Here is a 17913-nt window from a genome sequence, read left to right on the forward strand (position 1 = left end):
TAAAGGGATTTTTTCATCAAACAATCTTATGAAATGACATCGGCATAAACGATATGACAAATAATTTAGGTAAGCGTAAATGATGACTGCTTCGTTTTTTATCTATTTTAATTTGGTATCATTTTCTTGCTCGTTATTTGGTTGAAGCTCCGCTGTTAATGTAAATGGTATCTTTAAATAGTTATATTGAATGGTTACCTTTTGAATCGTTGTAGCATTTACTTGTATTGCATAATGTTGCGGTTGTTTACCAATCGCCTGTCTGTCTATGTATTGACTTGGGAAAATCCTTACTTGCGTTAATTTATGAAATGTCATGTTTGGGTTGTTTTCAATTTTTGTACCTATTTCAAATGGTTCTGATTTGCTGACAATAAGCTTAGCACTTTCAGGGTACTTTTCATCGACAAGAATCGTTTGTAACTGTAGCTCTCTTATACCTTTATTTTCAATTTCGATTAAACGGTTAGTAGGGTTACCATCAGCGCTTGTATACCCATTAATAACAAGTGGCGGATTACTTTTCAAATAAATTACAAATGCCGCTACCACTACTAGCACACTAAAGAATAGGATAAATAATATTTTTTTCATTGGATTCCTCACTTTCAAACTTCAACATAAGTATAGCGAGAAATGGCAAGCAGTGGAACATAATTCTCTCTACTGGCAACGATATTTCATCTTGCAATTTGTATTCTAAGAAAACAATAGTTCAGTCGATACAGATACTTTTTAACTTACTAATTTTAAGGTATGACCCCGCGTGCAGGCTCTGTTAAGAATTAGAAAAAGAGCCCTTTAATGCAATCAGCCTCCATTTTAAAAAAGCGCCAGTTCGAAAGTATCGTTTAGAGAGGGAGATGTTTGTTTAAAACAATAAGAATTGCACCCTTTGTTATTAGATTAATCATGATTTTAATAGGTTTACCTTTTTTATTAGGTTATTTAACAAATGAGCTTTTAAAGTATCCTTTATATTTACTTTAATAAAAAACCATCTGTCTCAAACCGAGACAGATGGTTTTTCTAGCCTTATTTCATCACGAATAGGAATACCGTCATTGCCGATTAGCGGAATCTCGGGTTTCAGAACTCTTGCACGTTCTACTGCATTTCGTAAAATTTCTACAAGGTAGTAGCCACGTTTTTGATAAAATTTTAATGCATGTAAATTATCATTCGTTGTAATGAGTGAAACAACTGTACAATGATGTTGGCGGGCTTGATCCTCTACGGCTTGAACAAGTAATGTACCGATCCCTTTTCCCTCTTCCGCACTATCGAGAGATATAATTTCGCATTCATTGTTTCGGATTATGTAAGTTACTAGACCTACAATTTTTTGGCTTTCATCAAGAAAAGCAAAGCCTTCTAACTTACTACAATCATAAATCCCACTGGAAATGACCATTTCTGTAGTTCCCCAATGTGCTTGAAAAAACTCGATAACATCCTTTTTATTCACTTGTGAAATATTTATAACTGACACTTTACTTCACCTACTTTAAATTGAAATATGAAATACTCCAGCAATGGCTTTCTGAATGCCTAAACAGATTGCCCATGATGCGACTCCAAGCGCTATAGCAAATACAATATGAATAGATGATTTCATCGCCATATACATAACAAAAAGCATGACCATCGTTGCTGGAAGTCCAACGATAACCCCTACCATAAAGCGTTGAATATGCTCATTTGGTTCGCTTTGAACTGTTAGCCAAATAATACTCAAAATACTGACAAGTGGTAGCGCGGCAATCACACCACCATATGCAGGAAATCTTCTCGCAACTTCTGTCACTAAAGCGATAATTGCGGCGGAACTAATAATTTTCACGAGTGTATACATCATTTCGACACCTCACTCAATAGCCGAAATGCTTCCATTATACTTTGTTGTTCTTTTTCGGTTAATAGGTTCAATGCTTGCTTAAGCTTATTATCGTCTAATTCCGTATTTTTCTTTAAAACACTTCGCCCTTCATCCGTAAGATAGAGCTTAACTTTGCGTTGATCATCGGTTGCTCGAATCTTTTCAACCCAGCCATGACGTTCAAGCTTTTTTATATGCTCTGAAGCTGTATTTTGTGAAATATTCAGTAACGCTGCAATATCTCGAACTGTCACTTCATCTTCCTTTTGAATCATCTGTAAAATACGCACACTTTGATGGGAAATCACATCTTCATGTGTTGTATGGAGATGATAAAAAATATTTGTGAAATAATGGTTAATATCGTGTATCATATCTTTTATGCTCCTTTAATATATCGTCAATAGCGATTATATCGTATATAACGATATATTAAAAGAGAATACTATGAATATACGATAATTTTTAGCTATCGTTCTATTGTCGTAGTTTATTGTTTAACGAAATTGGAATCGAACAACAATAATCATTGAGAACCTTAAACGTAAGTAGTCATAAAATCTTTTTCACCTCAGCGCTGAAAATCGCTAGTTATTTCAAATTGATTCCTTTATTTAATAACTTTTTTCTACTAACATTGATAGGCTCTTGTAAGCATGTACTATGTGCAGTATTATTACACTACTAAATCTAGAAGAGAATACGAAATTGAGGGTTACGCGTGTTATATTTGGTGTATTTTTTTGTCGGTGGAGCCATTATGGTGCTTGCATTGCTTTTAAGTCAGTCAAAATATTTATTTTTATCGGGCATTATTACTGCCTTGCCAATTCTGACGCTCATTAATATGGGTATGCAAATGAAGAATATGAAAGCAGACACTTTTCATAGCGTTTTACAAAATACAGTTTTTGGAGCAGTAGGCATGTTACTTTTCACTGTACTCGCCTTCCTCTTAACAAACTGGTATAAGCCTAGCATTGCTGTTATAGGTTCATTACTAGTCTATGCAATTTTCATGCTTTCAGGGAAATTTATTATGTCTATGGTGTCATAAATCCAATAGTGAAACGGTTTTAGGGCTGCTTAGCACAGTCCTTTTTTATTTTAGAAAAACGCCACCTCTTCCTTTATTTCATTGCCTTAAAATGTTAAAATAATAGTAGTTCTCTTTACAAGGAGGAATCGAAATGGTCGCATTCTATTGTAATGCCTGCTCTAGACCCGCCTATCTACAGGTCGAAGAGGTCTAGGTTAACTCCACAAATGGATGATCTCTTTAGGCCACAAATACAAAAGCCTAATTTACAGGAGTGATTTCACATGGAAAAACAAGCAATTCAGCCGTTTTTAACGGTTGCAAACTATAATTTACTTAGTCAACAAATGAATAAAATTTTACTAACATTAGCTACTTCAAAAGATACAAATGTCATTCAAACTGTGCGTGGCCTTGTCGAAAAAGAGATTTCTGAAAATGTTGTCATGACAACTTCAGAAGCCCAACTGATTGAGCCCATTTATTCAGTAACAGAGCGTGCAGCAGGTGAATCGTATTTACAAGACCTGAAGTCATATGTCATCCCATTTAAGCCACTTACAGCAAGTACTATAAAAAGCTTGTTTAAAAAAGAAAAAAAGCTAAAGTTGCCAAATCTAGAACGATTAGATTTTCAGCAAATTTGTTATTTCGCCTGGGATGATCCTGGTACACATCGTAAATATGTCATTCTTGAGCAAGACGATAAGCTAAAAGCAATCAAAGGCACTTTTGCAAATAATACGGTGCGTGGTATATGTGCAATTTGTAATCGTCACGCTGATGTTGGACTATTTACAACTTCCATCAAAGGGAATGTCGTTGGCACTTATACGAACCATAGTAATTACATTTGTGCTGACAGCGATACGTGTAATCAACACGTGACAAATATGAATAAAACAATTACGTTTTTTGAGCGTATTACTTGATCATAAATAGTCTTCTCCACTTCGGGGAAGGCTTTTTTTGTTGTGTTAACATACAATCCATCATCTCCTCAGTTTTCTCCACAAAAAAACTATCTATTAAAGCTAGTTATCATTAACTTTAGCGGATAGTTTTTTGTATTTTAATAGTAAAGCTCGCGTTTATCGTTCGTCATAATGGACGATGCAATGATGACGAAACCGAGCATAAGTACAATGATTAAGTCGAGTAAACCTGTATGCATAGAAACGGTAAACACGGTAATCGTAAATGCGTAAGCGACCGTGTGGAAACTGCGAATACCATTTTGCTTTACTTTATTATAAATTAATGAAATTAAGACACCATATAATAAGAAACCAATCGCAACTAGCAAATAGCCCCCATCTAAAAATAATTGACCAATAAATGTTGGGGTTGTTGTTCGCTGTTCACGTGTAACATTGACACCGCGTTCGCTCGTAATCGAGTTGACGACCTCTGTAACCCTCATGCGAGGTGAAATTTGTTCACCAGGTAAAATTGTACTAAATATTCCTTTATGAATTTCACCTTTTAAGTAATCTTCTTCTTTTGTGTATTCAATTATCGTACTTAAAACGATATGACTTGTGACAGCTTCAGCATTTAATGCTCGAACCCATTTCGGTACTAAGTTTACTTTTTGTTCAGCTGTTAATAGTTTATCTCTTTCCTCAGCTGTTAATTCTACATCAGGTTGCTCACGCTTATTAAATTCAATTGATGTATCTTCTGTAAGGACTCGTATAAATCCAAACAATGAGAATCCTACACCAATTACGACCAATGCTGTTAGGAACCATGTTAACTTCACTCTTTTTACAACATAGTGAAAAATAATGATGCCGGTAAATAACATAATGATAAGAGGCGTTCGGTAGCCCATTAATAGAAATAAAAACATGACAACCGCAAATATTGAACCATATACGATCGCTTTATTCCATGTCATCGTCTTCTCCAAAATCATTTTATAGGACAAGAGTAATAGCACACCAAACCATAGCAATTGGCTAAAGAAGTTTAACTTGGGGTCTAAATTACGGCGGTTTGCTTCGTCTGTTATCCCTAAGTTACCACTAAAAATCATCATTAAATAGGAGCCTAACCCAAGCACTGTCAAGACAACTATAAAATGAATCACATATTTCCCTAAGAAGGACAGTCCAAACGATGGAATTGTCCACTCAAGTTTATCAATTATCAATACACCTATGTAATAACAAATAACAGCTACTATTACAGCTGGCCATATAGACACATGTATACCGAAATGTTCAAATTTATGCCAATCAAATAAACTGATAAAAAAATATAACAGTAGAATAAATGGCAAAAAGAAATATGGAGAGAACATATCAATTTTATTTAATTTTCCAAAACTTTGTTTCAATTTGCTCATACATATCACACCTTATAGATGTTACTTCCCCTCCTCGTTGATTTTTATAAAACAAAATCAGTATATCATATTTTTTGTAAATTTTATAGATAGTTTCCAATTTTACAGAAAATGAAAATGACAGCTTAAGCCTTCTATTTCTCTTCTATCACTCTTAATAGTTTATAGAAATTAACATTAATATACTTTCTTTTGAGAACCCATCAAAATTCAAGAAACTATTAATTTTTCAGTTTATATCCATCCCCTTATAAATACATTATACTTAAGTGTTTATTAAATGGTATTATTGTATTAATATAGCAGGATCGTTAATAGGCATATTTAGACATCTAATAGGTAAGTGGCTATTTTAATACTTACAAATAATTTTTTTAAAAAAGGATGGTTAAACATGGGCTTTTTTAGTTTAAAACAAGTATGTGGTGTATGTGAACAAGAAGTGGGTTTAAATCGGTTTCGAATAGCTAATAAAGAATGGGTGTGTGCTTCTTGTTATAAAGAAGCTAACCTAAAAAAATTAGGTCTTAATAAAAAGTATATTTTTCATATGACCGTCGAAGATATAAGAAATGCAATCCATACACAAAAAGAAAATAAACGAGATTTAAAAGCATTTAATCCTACAAAAAGAGTTGGAAATTTTGTTGAATTTGATGATAACAATAAAAAATGGCTTATTTTATCCACAATTTTAGGGAAACGTAATAAATCTACTGTTTATAACTATAGTGATATCATCAATTTTGAATTACTGGAAGATGGCGAGACTATAATTTCCGGTGGCTTAGGTAGTGCTCTTGTTGGTGGAGCTTTATTTGGAGATACTGGTGCAATCGTAGGTGCAGTAACCGGCAAAAAGAAAATTAAAGGTGTTTGTAGTAGTTTAAAATTAAAAATTACTTTAAATAATATTTACAACCCAGTTGTTTATGTTCACTTCATTGAGACAGATATGAAAAAAAGTGGAGTGCTATATCAAAATGCATATAATGCAGCTCATGAATGTCTATCTATTTTAGAATTAATTTGTAGTCAACAACAACCTACCGTTGAAGCAATTAGGCATCAAGGGCAAACAACTTCTGCAGCAGATGAGATATTGAAGTATAAACAACTATTGGATATGGGTGCAATAACACAAGCAGAATTTGAAGAAAAGAAAATCGAACTTTTACAAGTTTAATGAAGCGTTCACATGAACGCTTTTTCTTATCCATAAAAAACAACCGCCCCTATTTGAAGAAGGAAGGATATCGCTCGTAAAAATGACAAAATTAATATTGAAAGTATCCTAGGAGGACCGACACGGATTGAAATGATCTATTAATTGAGACCATCCTCTGCAATTCATTAATAAGTTGTCCCTTAAAAATTTATCTCAAACATTGATATATCAACGTTTCCGCACAAAAAAACACTCGTATTCAATACGAGTGTTTCGGGTATGCTATGACAACCATTTCGGTGGTGTGTTTTTTTCCCAGAGTTCAAGTGGCTTTATATTATTTGTTTTTTAATTAATAGATTACATTATTACCAAGCATTTATAGTATATCACGCTCTTTTTTTAATAATATTGTATATTTTGTATTACTGTTTTGGGGTACTTCTGGGGTACATTACATTTTTACACATAACGATTTCAAATAAGAAGGAAGTCACTCATTAGTTTTCAAATGAGTGACTTTTTTAATTGCCCTATCCTTATTCAAATACAACCATTTCTCCAACATCTATAAACCCAAAGCGCTTATAGATGTTTTTCCCATCATCTGATGCTTGTAATACCACAGGTTTCTGTTTATCTCTTGTTTGAGTAAGAAGGTATTGGAACATTTCACTGCCATATCCTTTACCTCTAAATGTTTCTTTTGTCATTACATCATAAATACCATAACTTTCTTTGCTTTCTATTAGTAAACCAGTAGATACAGTTATTTCACCAACACGTCCGATAAACATTCGAATTTCTGAACCTAAATTTACTTCAGAAAACTTATTAAAATAATTTTCTAATGCATCTTTTTCTGGTGTACCCCCAAAAAGGCTTATAAAAACTTCTTTATAATCATTAAGTTCATCCAAATTTCTCACATGAGTAATCATAAGCTGATGAGAATTTCTTTGACCGACATTCAAAGTATTTTCAAGTTTCATCATTACATTACGTTCTGCTTCTTGTAGGTTATATTCCTGCATCAAATCTTGCCAGTCAGTATTCAAAAAACTGGAGTCAATCCAAGTACTAAAGGGATATTCTTTAAGTGACATATTTTCAATGCTATTTCTAATATTAGATACATTATTTATATGTGAAGTTTTCGGCAAAAGTATATTAAATGTATCAGTGGGTACTTCTGTATTCGCCATAACGAAATCTTCTTCCTCGATAAATTTTCCATTAACCGCATGAGTGAATATTCTTATTTTTTCTTCAAGATTGTTAATAACTAATTGTTGATTTGTAATCATTTTTTTGCCCCTTCCAATTAAATACAGCACGCGCTCTTTTTATTATAAGAGCAATTTAATTATATTAATACATTGTTCACAGTTTTTATATCCTCCCATAATATTCAGAAAATTCAAAAGGGCTTGACTATGTACTTCTCATTCTGATCAATTAGTGAAAAATAAACAACTTTTGTAACTGTACATCTTATAATACAAAAATTAAGTTTTTTAAATAAATGTAAATAAACCACGAAAATTATCATGATTTCGTGGTTTATTTTTATTTATAAAGTTCGTTTCACAACTGAAATCAATAATCCTAAAGCTTCACCATCAGTCATCGTACAAACTTTTTGACTATGGTCCACTTTTAAGATACCTTTTTGATATGTCTCCTTTAACAATCCTTTCAAATCCTCTTTAGCTGTTGACGTTAGTCTGTTTGTCACTATTGGTTCCTCCTTTTGAATCTGTTCATTTTGTTTTTTGATGTAACCTAAATGGTCCGCTAATACCTCAGCAATAGGAGCCCAAATAGGATTATTAAGCTTTGCTCCAATCTAACGAAGTATTTTTGGTACCTACATATCGTACCTTTTTCAGTTTTCATCAATGCGTACTGGAATCGTTTCAAGCTCGGCATTGATATGTTTCTTTTGGCTAGTAATGATTTTTTTCATGTCTTCCATTGTCTTTCCGTAAGAATCTAATGAAATCAAAAAATGATGATTTTGGGGTACTTTTTGGGGTACACGTATTTTCTCTCCTCCCCTTCCTGCATTATTATATTAATTTCATCTTTAGTGATTTTCTACAAACATTGATATATCAACGTTTCCACACAAAAAAACACTCGTATTCAATACGAGTGTTTCGGGTATGCTATGACAACCACTTCGGTGGTGTGTTTTTTTCCCAATAAATATCACCAAGATTGTTATGAGCCATAAAGTTGTCTTGGGCACTGTGGTAGTGGAAGTTATAGTAATAGCCTTCTTGCGGACGCTTTTCAGTGCGTACGTGGAAGCGGATTAAATCATCTCCTGTTTCGTTATTAACGATATTGAAGATTTTCTCTCCGTAGTTACCACTTGGTTTTTCTGTAATTGTGAGATTTGCCAGTGATCCATCATCTACATTTGCAACTGTCATCGCAATTGCCTCTTCCATTTTCGGGAAGATAATGGAGTCAAATTCATTGCTAATTTTAGGACCAATTTTTGTCCCAAACTTCACATATGACTGCTCTTTCGCTGCATCGACAAGTAACGCACCATAGTCAATCGCATCTTGCTGTATTTCGGTCGCTTCTTCTGCTATTGCTTCTGGTTCAGCTGCTAGTGCAGTGCTTGTCCCAGGTGATGGACCAATGGAAGCACGATTTGATGGATTATGATCGAATGCATCCCAAATTTCATGTGTTGGCGTAATTAATCCAAATGTTAAAAACGCAACCATAATTACGATACTTTTTTGAACCCACTTTTTCATTAATTAACACCTTCTTTTTTATGTACAAATTGGTAATTCTACTCATAATATAATACGTTCCAACCAATAAAAGGTTTCATATTTCTATATTTCATTGTACAATAATTTATGTATAAATGTGTCGTTTTTTAAAAGGAGGTACAAAGTATGTCAATCGTAATGGGTATTGGTCTTTTATTAATGTTAGGTTACTTAACTTCTTTATGCTTCACGGACTAATTCATATTTTTTTAAAAAATCCGCGAACTTTATTAGAGCTCGCGGATTTTTCATTTTCTTATCGCCAATCTCCTTGCTTGAAATCCCAATTTTCAAAAAATTCATTCTCTACTATTACTTCCTCATAAATTGGCATTAACAATTGATGAACAAGTTTTTGAACTTTATCAAATGGTAACGTCTGTTGATTAACTAATTGTTGCCATCTCTTGTTGTTAGTAGCGTCTAAATAAAGTTGTTTAGAGAACATTGATGGATATTTTTCTAGTGTTGTTTTATGTCGGTCAAATGTATCTGATATAGCCTCTTGTAAAACTCGGCCTTCAAAATTCTGTGTACTTGCTAATAAATATACATCATAATATTCTTTTATTGCTTGTTCGCATGCTGGATATTGATATAGTAAGTTAAATTTATGTGCAATCATGAGCTCTGTTGGATAAGCAAATAACTCAATTGGCGAATTATCTAGTATCGTCTGAAGCGCTATCGTTTTTGGAGCCATTGCAATTCTATCAAAAAGGTTAATCTTTATTTCTATGTATGTTGTTATTTGTCCTAATTGTGCAGGAATTCTAATATGAATTTGATCGTCATCACTAGTTGTAATTTCTAATTTATCGCTAACAAATTCAATTCCATCCTCTGGTACATTCACCGAGCAAATTTCTTTGAAAGCATGCTTTATGATGCTATCTTTGTTGGCCATTTTTTTGGCACACAATGTAATTCCTGTAGAAGATTTTTCATAATTATTTGTTAATGCACCGATTAAACGATCTCCATACAGCCAGTACTGATCCTCGTAGGAAGAAGCCGCTAAGCGCACTAATAACCTTTCGTGGGAATAGAGCGTTACAAATACCTCCAAGCTTTTCTGTTGTTGCTGAGCTACATCTGTTAATTGGTCCAATACAGGTATTGATACCTCATTTACTTGTTTCATATGCCACCCTCACTTCAATCATTTTTCAGAATTTTTTAATCAAAATAGCATATATTTGATTTTTTAAAAAACTCTGTACTTCATTATTACTTATTTTCCCACAATAGTAAACGGTAATATAATCCAGAGATTGTTTGTCGTTTTTTGTCGTTATTTAGGAAAATAAAACGAAAAATGCACCTAACTTTTCTAAAAAAGCAGGTGCCAAATGACAGATGTTTATTATTTTTGTTAATATTATCTAAAAAATTGGACAAGGGGTAGCTCCGCGTTTGCGAAGCTACCCCTTTAGTATTTAATAGGTAACATTTCTGTAAATTGTAAAGTCTCAACCCAATCATCTGGGGAATATTATTTCGAAACGTTTTCGTTTCATCACCGCGGTAAAATTCCACTGTGTGCCCTCTAACTTAAGCAACGCAAACCCAACCTTCTTTTGCGTCCTTGCAGCCCCAAAGCATGCGCCAGTGTGAATAAGTATCCTAAAAAACAAAAAGCAGAATGCCAGATTACTGAATGTTGCTACCCAAAATAGCACGATTCTTATTATAGCATAAAGTATTTAAAAAGTAAAACACTTTATCTGTATCGCTTCTCAAACTTAGTCTATCCAACTTACATTTCAAAATAAATAGGATAATGATTTGCGCAACGAGCATTAAAAGCCTTCTTGCATTGTGGACAAGATGATGACTGCATATAGTCATAAATCGTCAATTCATGTTTACAATGTCCACAAAGTATTGCCCTTGTATGAAATTGTGCTTGCTGCCAGCGTTTTATGGCATGCTGGGCATGTTCCTCATGGCACTTATAGCACGGATAATAGCGCTCGCAACATGCAAACTTTATCGCGATAATATCTTTTTCTGTATGATAATGTATACATCTCGTTTCATCATCAATTACTGGACCGAAAATCTCCATTTTAAATTCCTCTCCATTTAATAATAATTAATACAAAAATGAACAACACTGTTGCTAACATTGCTACCATATCTTTTATCTCATAATGTAATTCCATATAACTCGTACGATTTTTACCATCGCCATATCCTCTAGCATCTATGGCATCACTTAATTGATCTGCCCGTTGTATAGTTGTAAACAGCAGCGGTATAACAATTGGAATATACGCAAAAACACGCTTCATAAAAGGTAATGATTTAATGTCAAACCCTCTAGATTTTTGAGCTAGTATAATTCGATTCAACTCCTCTAAAACAGTTGGAATGAATCGAATGGCTATAACAATCATTAATGAAAATTGTTCAATCGGAATACGGAGCTTGGCTAACGGTTTTAGCAATTTTTCTAAACCTTTAGCTAAAATAAGTGGCTTCGTTGTAAGGGTTAATAATGAAGCTAATAAAACAAGGAGCAAAATACGCCAGACAAACCGTATTCCTCCTTCAATACCTTCAATCGTAATTGTAATGAATCCCATGGACAATATTACATGTCCTTTAGTAAAAAGCAGATGATAAACAAACGTAAAGGATAAGATAAAGAATAATGGCTTCAAGCCTTTTAAAATCACAACAAAAGGAACTTTAGAAACAATTATTAGAGTAAACACAAATAAAGTGGCGACAACATAGCTCATCGCTGTATCTAATAATAAGAAGCTTAACATCAGCATAAAAATACTGATAATTTTAATTCGAGGGTCTAATCGATGAAAAATGGACTGCTTGTCGACATACTGTCCAATTATAATAGAACTACGCATCGAGCTTCCTCCTAAACTGTAAATACGGCTTAACAGCGTTGAAGATGGTTTGCTCCTTACAGTTAGCTACTGCAATTTTCTCCCCAAGTAATTGTTCCACAACTTTTAATAGTTGTAATTGTTCCGGCATTGTTAGTCCTGCTCTTGTTACTAGATGAGCCTGCTGTAAAAACAATTGATTGGTATTTAAGTGTGCTTGTATTTCTCCTTCTTGTAGAACAATGACTTCATCAGCGTACTCAGCAACATCTTTCATTTGATGGGTAACAAACAGAACGGTATGATTCGTTTCTAATTGCCATTTCTTCAAAAAATCTAGTAACGTTGACTTACTAAGTGGGTCAAGTCCAGCCGTAGGTTCATCCAAAATAAGTAACTTTGGCTGCATTAATAATATAGAAGCAATCGCTATACGCCGCTTTTGTCCTCCACTCAATTGAAAAGGAGCAAGCGTCAAAATGGTTTCATCTAAACCAACTTTTGTAAGAATTGCTGAAATACGAGCTCGTATTTCTTTTTCAGATTGTCCCATTTGTTTTAATCCAAATGCTAGCTCTTTATAAACTGTCGTTTCAAAAAACTGGTGTTCTGGATATTGAAAAACATAGCCAATTTCCTGTAATTCTTTTTTTTGCCTTTTTCTACTTAGCGTAATAAGGTTATTATGTAGTCTATATTCCCCTTTAAAATCTACTAATCCCTTAAATAATTGAACAAAGGTTGACTTACCTGCTCCAGTTTTTCCAATGACTGCAATCCATTTACCATCTGATATGGAACACGAAATATTTTTTAAAGCTGTTCGATTCTCATATTCAACTGTTACGTTTTTAAGTTCGTATCCCATAGTAAACGAATCGCTCCTTCCCAGTCCGCTGTTAATGACCATGCTTCATTTGCCAATTGATGAATTCTAACAGACATAGGCTCCACTAAGGAAAAATCTCTTACATTGATTGTTTCAAATAGAGTTATCGGACGTCCATCGAAGCAAATTTGACCGTTATCAAGTAAAAGTACACGATCTGTTTGCATTACTTCATCCATATGGTGTGTGATGTGGATAATCGTTAAACCGGATTGATGCAGGGATTGCATGAGGGCTAATACTTGTTCCCTTCCTATCGGATCTAACATCGACGTTGCCTCATCAAAAATAATGCATTGTGGACGCATTGCTAAAATTGCCGCAATCGCAACACGTTGCTTTTGCCCACCGGATAATTCATGTGGCATGTAATCTAAATATGTTCCCATGTCTACTGCTTTGCTAGCCCAGTGAACACGCTGATCCATTTCTTCCTTTGGTAAGCGAATATTTTCAAGCCCAAAAATGATTTCATCTCGCACACTCGTTGTAATAAATTGATCTTCAGGATTTTGGAAAATAAATCCTATTTGTTGTCGGATTTCTTTTAAATCTACAGCATTACTTGTCTCCAAATGATGAAATCGTACAATTCCGTTTTTCGGAAGCAATAAGCCAATCATTAATTTTGCAAGTGTTGATTTGCCACATCCATTTTTGCCGACAATTGATACAAATTCACCATCTTGAATGGTAAAATGAATATCTTTTAAAATCGGAGCATTCTTTTTATGATAAAAATCGACATGCTCAAATACTAGCATTTAACCACTTCCCTTTTGCTCAGCATAGATCGCGAAAAAACGCTCTGGACTAGTGGCAGAAATACTTTGCTGTGGTCTCGTCCATTTCGTAACCGTTGTACCATTTACCCCAAATATTTCTCCCGTTAGATTTGCATCTTGCTGTGCTAATAATGTACCGATAAAGTGGGCAATATCCTCTGGAGTACCCACCTTCCAATAATCAGGAAACGGTTCATTGCGCTCTGCATATTTTTTTGATATAAAATCAATCACAGGCTTCGTCATATCCGTTAATGCAGCAGGTGAAATGGCATTTACACGAATATTAAATGGCTTCAACTCTTCCGCCAATGTCCACATCATCCCAAGAATGCCTGACTTCGCCGCACTATAATTGAGTTGGCCTTTGGAGCCCATTAGTCCCGCAGTTGACGTCATCAATAAAATATCGCCTCCTCTTTCGAGTAAATGAGGCAGTACGCACGAAATACAGTAAAAAGCTCCATTTAAATGGACATTGATGACTTCTTGCCATTGCTCCGTTGTCATTCGCATACATTTTTCATCTCGTAAATTGCCGGCATTATGAATAAAAACATCTATTTGGCCAAACTTTACCATCACAGCTTCAATCATCCTAGACACCGCTTCAACATCAGCAATATCTGCACAGTACCCAACTGCCCTATTTCCATCAGCATTGATTTGTTGGACGACTTCATTAATTAAATGCTGGTTCGTGCCATTTACAACGACACAATATTGATTATTAGCTAGATGAATAGCCGTACTGCGACCAATCCCTCTTGTTGCCCCTGTAATAAATGCGACCTTCTTCATTATCTCAACTCCTTCACATCAAAAAATCCTAAAGCGATTAAGTCGTTGTTGGTGGTCAATAAGGATACTTCTATCGTATTGTGCTTTTCAATAAATCGAAACGTCACTTCTTCATCTATTAGTAGTGGTTTCTGGAACCGCATATCATAGCGAACGACCCATTTTAACGGATGATCTTTAATATACAATGCTTGAGCAAGCCCCATTAAATACATACCATGCACAATCGGGCGTTCGAAGCCCGCTTGCTTTGCTGCCTCATCATGAACATGGATGGCTGCATCATCTTTTGATACTTGTGCATAATAGTGAACCTGTTTTGCAGTAACGGTTTTTTTCATATGTCAGCACCTACGTGAATCAATACTGTTTTTAATTGCACAATTTCTGTCCCTCGTTCGAAACAGTTTAAAGTATAAGTATAAAAAGTCATTGGTCCTTGTTTTCCTTGTTTATGCTCTTTATGACTTAACGCTAATTCACAATGTAGTACCATTCCTTCTTGAATTGGCACATGATAAAAAAATTGCTGCGACCCATGGAGAACTGGCTTTTGGTTATTAAGAATCGCTCGATCAAATAGTTGCCAAAATACAATTGGCATGGTCGCAGGGGCAATGAGCTTGCCATGAAGATATTGCAACGGTGACTCTATACTTTTAGCATAGCGCTGAATCCACTCAGCAGTTACAGTTATTTTCTTAGTTAATCTCATCCAACTGCCTCCACAAGCGTTGCAAGCCCCATTCCTCCACCAATTCCTAATGTTGCAAGCCCTCTTTTATAAGGTTGATATTTCATTTCGTAAAATAATCGCGTGATTAAAATAGCCCCTGATGCGCCATAAGGATGACCAATGGCAATTGCGCCACCTGCTCGATTCACCTTATCCTCAGGAATTTGTAATGTTTGTATCGAAGCAAGTACCTGTGAAGCGAAGGCTTCATTAAATTCAACTATGTCAATATCTTGGACATTCAGTTGTTGCCTGTTCAATAGTTTTTGTACAGCCGGAACTGGACCAATCCCTAAATAATTTGGATCGACACCTGCAGCCTGTGTATCGACAATGCGGAGTATCGGCTGTAATTGTAATTGACGACATTTTTCTAAAGACATGACCAATACAAGTGCTGCGCCATCATTTAGCGGACATGCATTTCCTGCAGTGACAGTACCATTTTCTATAAATACAGGTCTTAATGATTGAAGCTTGTCGACACTTGTATTCTTTCTTGGACACTCATCTATAGTTACCCATCCATCATTTACATGTAGAGGCATTATTTCATCGGCAAAACGATTTGATTTCCTTGCTTGAATCGCTTTTTGATGGCTTTTGTATGCGTAATTGTCTTGTGCTTGTCGTGAAATCGAAAATTTCATCGCTACATTTTCAGCCGCAATACCCATGTCAGGATCGCCATAACGCTGAGGAGTAAACGGTGCACGTGAATAAACTTGGGGCATAGCCATTAATGTACTCGGCTTTTTCATTTTCCAAGGCGCACGACTTGTACTTTCTACACCACCAGCTAAATAAACGTCTCCTGCTCCACTTTGAACAAATCTGGCAGCCATATTAATTGCTTCTAGCCCTGAGCCGCATTGACGATCAATGGTAACCCCTGGAATAGAAAAAGGTAAATCTGCTTCTAAAGCAGCAAGTCTGGCCAAATTCCCTCCTGGCCCGACAACATTTCCTAAAATGACATCATCAATACAATCGCTTGGCAATGCCGTTTCTTTTATTATTTCTCTTATTAATGGGGCTACTAGATGTTCTGGTTCCAGTGTGGCTAGCTGCCCCCCCATTTTGCCAATTGGTGTTCGTTTTGCCATCACGATTACTGCATCTCTCATGACAATTCCTCCATTAACCAATCTTTCATGGCTTTACGAGCTATTTTTCCGCTGCTTGTAAAGATAAACTTCTGCACTGTTACTAATTGTTTCGGTAGCTTATAACTTGCTAAAAACTGAGCGCCAAATTGCTGAATTTCTTCTATTGAAAGCGTTCGATCATCTTGCCATTTAATACAGGCAACAAGCCGTTCCCCCCAGTAATCATCTGGCACACCAACTATTATCATGTCATCAATTGCACCATGTCGTTTTAGCACCGTTTCCACTTCCTCTGGATACACATTTAAGCCACCCGTAATCAGCATGTTTTTGGCACGACCAATTAAATGCAATGCACCCGAGTCATCTTGCATCATATAGTCTCCTGTTTTTAACCAGCCTTCATGAAATACTGCATTTGTTTCTTCGGGTAATTGAAAATAACGAGTGAACATCATTTCACTACGAACATAGAGTAATCCAACTTCGCCATTTGCCACTTCACGATGTTCGTTATCTCGAATGGAAATCTCTACACCACTAAAAGGTTTTCCAACTATATGTTCTTGCATCGTTTGGTGGACATCTAAATAACTAATATAACTCGCTTCAGAAGAGCCATAGAATTCAAATAACTTTGTTGTGCCAAAGACCTTTTTCGCACGTGATTTCGATTGTTCTGACCATTTAGCTCCGGAAGAAATGATTGCTTGTGCATGCATTTCTTGCAGACTATCTAACCTAAGTAGCTTTTCAATCATTGTTGGCACAAGAAATAAAATCATATTAGGCACTTCCCTGCAATACTTAACTACCGTTTTCTCCTCAAAAGCGGTCATAATATAAAACGTCCCACCAAAATATAAGCTTTGCATTAGCGCAAATAATGACAGTGACTGCACGAATGGTCCTGGTGCTAGGAAATGTTCTAAAGTATTTAACTGGAATGCTTCTTTTGTCGCAATAAAACTTTTCAGCCAAGAATTGTGTGTTCGTTCGTAACCCTTTGGCATGCCAGTTGTACCTGAGGTAAAGCCTATAAATAACGGGTCTTTCGCTTTATTAACCGTAGCTTCTTCTGTTAATGTAGAAAACCATTCATCGTAAGAAGCTAATTGCTTGTCCGAAAATACATACTTGTCCATTTGTTTGAAAATATGCAAATTTTCTTCATGTATGCACTCAAGAAAAATCATCCTCGGCTGAGCTTGGTTCAGGACCAACTCAATTTCATGTAAACTCCACTTTGGATCAAGTAAAATCGGTACACAACCTGCATACATAATCCCTAAAAAAACTTCCACAAATTCAATTCGATTGCTAGATAAAATCGCAATTTTTTCTTGCTCAATTCCACTACATTGAATGCCCTTCGCAATTTTTTTCATAGCACTTACTAATTGTTCATATGTATAAGACCGTTCCTCATGAATTAACGCAATTTCCGTCGGCTGACGAACTGCATGTTCTATAATGGGCTCGATGATGTTCATTTCTT

21 protein-coding genes are annotated in these 17913 nt (G+C 35.2%); 3 read left to right on the top strand and 18 right to left on the bottom strand.

Annotated elements, in window-relative coordinates; translation table 11 throughout:
- Positions 1 to 102: 102 nt before the first annotated feature.
- The 4 genes from ACIP9C_RS15210 to ACIP9C_RS15225 form a co-directional block, all read right to left on the bottom strand.
- Positions 103 to 594: a hypothetical protein gene (locus ACIP9C_RS15210; RefSeq protein ID WP_401011948.1), complete on the bottom strand. Its 492-nt coding sequence runs from the start codon at positions 592 to 594 to the stop codon at positions 103 to 105.
- Positions 595 to 1006: 412 nt separating this feature from the next.
- Positions 1007 to 1492, bottom strand: a complete 486-nt coding sequence (locus ACIP9C_RS15215; protein WP_401011950.1) for a GNAT family N-acetyltransferase — start codon at positions 1490 to 1492, stop codon at positions 1007 to 1009.
- Between the two features lie 15 nt (positions 1493 to 1507).
- On the bottom strand, positions 1508 to 1855 hold the full coding sequence (locus ACIP9C_RS15220) for a DUF3147 family protein (protein ID WP_401012218.1): 348 nt from the start codon (positions 1853 to 1855) through the stop codon (positions 1508 to 1510).
- On the bottom strand, positions 1855 to 2253 hold the full coding sequence (locus ACIP9C_RS15225) for a MarR family winged helix-turn-helix transcriptional regulator (protein ID WP_401011952.1): 399 nt from the start codon (positions 2251 to 2253) through the stop codon (positions 1855 to 1857). Before ACIP9C_RS15225 ends, ACIP9C_RS15220 begins: the two co-directional genes overlap by 1 nt.
- 347 nt (positions 2254 to 2600) lie before the next feature.
- On the opposite strand from ACIP9C_RS15225, the gene ACIP9C_RS15230 reads away from it, so the two are divergent.
- Both ACIP9C_RS15230 and ACIP9C_RS15235 read left to right on the top strand, forming a co-directional pair.
- A complete protein-coding gene (locus ACIP9C_RS15230; protein WP_401011954.1) occupies positions 2601 to 2936 on the top strand; it encodes a hypothetical protein in 336 nt (111 codons plus the stop codon).
- 266 nt (positions 2937 to 3202) lie between these two features.
- On the top strand, positions 3203 to 3850 hold the full coding sequence (locus tag ACIP9C_RS15235) for a FusB/FusC family EF-G-binding protein (RefSeq protein WP_401011956.1): 648 nt from the start codon (positions 3203 to 3205) through the stop codon (positions 3848 to 3850).
- A 140-nt stretch (positions 3851 to 3990) separates the two neighbouring features.
- On the opposite strand, the gene ACIP9C_RS15240 is transcribed toward ACIP9C_RS15235, so the two are convergent.
- On the bottom strand, positions 3991 to 5271 hold the full coding sequence (locus ACIP9C_RS15240) for an oligosaccharide repeat unit polymerase (RefSeq protein ID WP_401011958.1): 1281 nt from the start codon (positions 5269 to 5271) through the stop codon (positions 3991 to 3993).
- A gap of 394 nt (positions 5272 to 5665) precedes the next feature.
- Here ACIP9C_RS15240 and ACIP9C_RS15245 point away from each other — a divergent pair, with 394 nt between their 5' ends.
- Complete coding sequence (locus tag ACIP9C_RS15245; protein ID WP_401011960.1) at positions 5666 to 6457, top strand: SHOCT domain-containing protein; 792 nt, start codon at positions 5666 to 5668, stop codon at positions 6455 to 6457.
- Positions 6458 to 6978: 521 nt separating this feature from the next.
- On the opposite strand, the gene ACIP9C_RS15250 is transcribed toward ACIP9C_RS15245, so the two are convergent.
- The 13 genes from ACIP9C_RS15250 to ACIP9C_RS15310 form a co-directional block, all read right to left on the bottom strand.
- The gene (locus tag ACIP9C_RS15250; protein WP_401011961.1) at positions 6979 to 7746 is read right to left on the bottom strand and encodes a GNAT family N-acetyltransferase; all 768 of its coding nucleotides are present in this window, start codon (positions 7744 to 7746) and stop codon (positions 6979 to 6981) included.
- Between the two features lie 266 nt (positions 7747 to 8012).
- A complete protein-coding gene (locus tag ACIP9C_RS15255) occupies positions 8013 to 8177 on the bottom strand; it encodes a hypothetical protein (RefSeq protein ID WP_401011963.1) in 165 nt (54 codons plus the stop codon).
- Between the two features lie 433 nt (positions 8178 to 8610).
- Complete coding sequence (locus ACIP9C_RS15260; RefSeq protein ID WP_401011965.1) at positions 8611 to 9219, bottom strand: YpjP family protein; 609 nt, start codon at positions 9217 to 9219, stop codon at positions 8611 to 8613.
- A 277-nt stretch (positions 9220 to 9496) separates the two neighbouring features.
- The gene (locus tag ACIP9C_RS15265) at positions 9497 to 10384 is read right to left on the bottom strand and encodes a nucleotidyl transferase AbiEii/AbiGii toxin family protein (protein WP_401011967.1); all 888 of its coding nucleotides are present in this window, start codon (positions 10382 to 10384) and stop codon (positions 9497 to 9499) included.
- Positions 10385 to 10999: 615 nt separating this feature from the next.
- On the bottom strand, positions 11000 to 11311 hold the full coding sequence (locus tag ACIP9C_RS15270) for a CHY zinc finger protein (RefSeq protein ID WP_401011969.1): 312 nt from the start codon (positions 11309 to 11311) through the stop codon (positions 11000 to 11002).
- 1 nt (position 11312) lies between these two features.
- Positions 11313 to 12116 (bottom strand): energy-coupling factor transporter transmembrane component T family protein, encoded by an 804-nt coding sequence (locus tag ACIP9C_RS15275; RefSeq protein WP_401011970.1) that lies wholly within the window; start codon positions 12114 to 12116, stop codon positions 11313 to 11315.
- Entirely contained in the window at positions 12109 to 12963 is an 855-nt protein-coding gene (locus ACIP9C_RS15280; RefSeq protein WP_401011972.1) for an ATP-binding cassette domain-containing protein, read from the bottom strand. The genes ACIP9C_RS15275 and ACIP9C_RS15280 overlap by 8 nt, the downstream gene beginning before the upstream one ends.
- A complete protein-coding gene (locus ACIP9C_RS15285) occupies positions 12939 to 13748 on the bottom strand; it encodes an ATP-binding cassette domain-containing protein (RefSeq protein ID WP_401011974.1) in 810 nt (269 codons plus the stop codon). The genes ACIP9C_RS15280 and ACIP9C_RS15285 overlap by 25 nt, the downstream gene beginning before the upstream one ends.
- Positions 13749 to 14570 carry an SDR family NAD(P)-dependent oxidoreductase gene (locus ACIP9C_RS15290; RefSeq protein ID WP_401011976.1) on the bottom strand — a complete coding sequence of 274 codons (822 nt, stop codon included), beginning with the start codon at positions 14568 to 14570 and terminating at the stop codon, positions 13749 to 13751.
- Positions 14570 to 14911 carry a MaoC family dehydratase gene (locus tag ACIP9C_RS15295; protein ID WP_401011978.1) on the bottom strand — a complete coding sequence of 114 codons (342 nt, stop codon included), beginning with the start codon at positions 14909 to 14911 and terminating at the stop codon, positions 14570 to 14572. Before ACIP9C_RS15295 ends, ACIP9C_RS15290 begins: the two co-directional genes overlap by 1 nt.
- Positions 14908 to 15285 (bottom strand): FAS1-like dehydratase domain-containing protein, encoded by a 378-nt coding sequence (locus tag ACIP9C_RS15300; RefSeq protein ID WP_401011980.1) that lies wholly within the window; start codon positions 15283 to 15285, stop codon positions 14908 to 14910. The genes ACIP9C_RS15295 and ACIP9C_RS15300 overlap by 4 nt, the downstream gene beginning before the upstream one ends.
- Positions 15282 to 16433, bottom strand: a complete 1152-nt coding sequence (locus ACIP9C_RS15305; RefSeq protein WP_401011982.1) for a thiolase family protein — start codon at positions 16431 to 16433, stop codon at positions 15282 to 15284. The genes ACIP9C_RS15300 and ACIP9C_RS15305 overlap by 4 nt, the downstream gene beginning before the upstream one ends.
- Entirely contained in the window at positions 16430 to 17908 is a 1479-nt protein-coding gene (locus ACIP9C_RS15310; RefSeq protein ID WP_401011984.1) for an AMP-binding protein, read from the bottom strand. The genes ACIP9C_RS15305 and ACIP9C_RS15310 overlap by 4 nt, the downstream gene beginning before the upstream one ends.
- Positions 17909 to 17913 lie beyond the last annotated feature (5 nt).

The organism is Lysinibacillus sp. NPDC093210 (genome assembly GCF_044753985.1).
Classification (GTDB): domain Bacteria; phylum Bacillota; class Bacilli; order Bacillales_A; family Planococcaceae; genus Lysinibacillus.

Bases quoted from the DNA above. Each gene is read 5' to 3' on its own strand.
- ACIP9C_RS15225 (WP_401011952.1), bottom strand. From the start codon at position 2,253: ATGATACACGATATTAACCATTATTTCACAAATATTTTTTATCATCTC.
- ACIP9C_RS15240 (WP_401011958.1), bottom strand. From the start codon at position 5,271: ATGAGCAAATTGAAACAAAGTTTTGGAAAATTAAATAAAATTGATATG.
- ACIP9C_RS15295 (WP_401011978.1), bottom strand. From the start codon at position 14,911: ATGAAAAAAACCGTTACTGCAAAACAGGTTCACTATTATGCACAAGTA.
- ACIP9C_RS15245 (WP_401011960.1), top strand. From the start codon at position 5,666: ATGGGCTTTTTTAGTTTAAAACAAGTATGTGGTGTATGTGAACAAGAA.
- ACIP9C_RS15305 (WP_401011982.1), bottom strand. From the start codon at position 16,433: ATGAGAGATGCAGTAATCGTGATGGCAAAACGAACACCAATTGGCAAA.
- ACIP9C_RS15280 (WP_401011972.1), bottom strand. From the start codon at position 12,963: ATGGGATACGAACTTAAAAACGTAACAGTTGAATATGAGAATCGAACA.
- ACIP9C_RS15270 (WP_401011969.1), bottom strand. From the start codon at position 11,311: ATGGAGATTTTCGGTCCAGTAATTGATGATGAAACGAGATGTATACAT.
- ACIP9C_RS15220 (WP_401012218.1), bottom strand. From the start codon at position 1,855: ATGTATACACTCGTGAAAATTATTAGTTCCGCCGCAATTATCGCTTTA.
- ACIP9C_RS15310 (WP_401011984.1), bottom strand. From the start codon at position 17,908: ATGAACATCATCGAGCCCATTATAGAACATGCAGTTCGTCAGCCGACG.
- ACIP9C_RS15300 (WP_401011980.1), bottom strand. From the start codon at position 15,285: ATGAGATTAACTAAGAAAATAACTGTAACTGCTGAGTGGATTCAGCGC.
- ACIP9C_RS15290 (WP_401011976.1), bottom strand. From the start codon at position 14,570: ATGAAGAAGGTCGCATTTATTACAGGGGCAACAAGAGGGATTGGTCGC.
- ACIP9C_RS15260 (WP_401011965.1), bottom strand. From the start codon at position 9,219: ATGAAAAAGTGGGTTCAAAAAAGTATCGTAATTATGGTTGCGTTTTTA.
- ACIP9C_RS15275 (WP_401011970.1), bottom strand. From the start codon at position 12,116: ATGCGTAGTTCTATTATAATTGGACAGTATGTCGACAAGCAGTCCATT.
- ACIP9C_RS15210 (WP_401011948.1), bottom strand. From the start codon at position 594: ATGAAAAAAATATTATTTATCCTATTCTTTAGTGTGCTAGTAGTGGTA.
- ACIP9C_RS15250 (WP_401011961.1), bottom strand. From the start codon at position 7,746: ATGATTACAAATCAACAATTAGTTATTAACAATCTTGAAGAAAAAATA.
- ACIP9C_RS15285 (WP_401011974.1), bottom strand. From the start codon at position 13,748: ATGCTAGTATTTGAGCATGTCGATTTTTATCATAAAAAGAATGCTCCG.
- ACIP9C_RS15235 (WP_401011956.1), top strand. From the start codon at position 3,203: ATGGAAAAACAAGCAATTCAGCCGTTTTTAACGGTTGCAAACTATAAT.
- ACIP9C_RS15265 (WP_401011967.1), bottom strand. From the start codon at position 10,384: ATGAAACAAGTAAATGAGGTATCAATACCTGTATTGGACCAATTAACA.